The organism is Sphingobium sp. D43FB (genome assembly GCF_002312805.1).
GTDB lineage: Bacteria > Pseudomonadota > Alphaproteobacteria > Sphingomonadales > Sphingomonadaceae > Sphingobium.
The window spans coordinates 1-227 of the sequence record NZ_NMUA01000326.1; the positions used below are offsets into that span (position 1 = coordinate 1).

At 64.3% G+C, this 227-nt stretch carries 1 pseudogene; it reads right to left on the bottom strand.

The features are described 5' to 3' along the window. Positions 1-102 precede the first annotated feature (102 nt). Positions 103-227, bottom strand: a pseudogene (locus tag SxD43FB_RS26280) (IS110 family transposase); the annotation flags it as partial.

Sequence of the window (227 nt, forward strand, 5' to 3'; positions counted from 1 at the left end):
GCGGGCCGTGCCGCACTCGCGGGAACGATCTCACCCTCGCTAAGCGTCCCAGCGGGACGCGTTCTGTCGCGCTTGAGTTCAGCGTATTGCTTCGGATTTGGATCAGGCCATGGCCGCCTCCCGGAAGGTCGTGTTGGTACGCCACATTGCGTGCAATGTTACCGCCAGCTTCCTGGCCAGGGCGACTTTCGCTTTGCGAGGCCCGGTTCGGCCTGCGATCGCCTGTG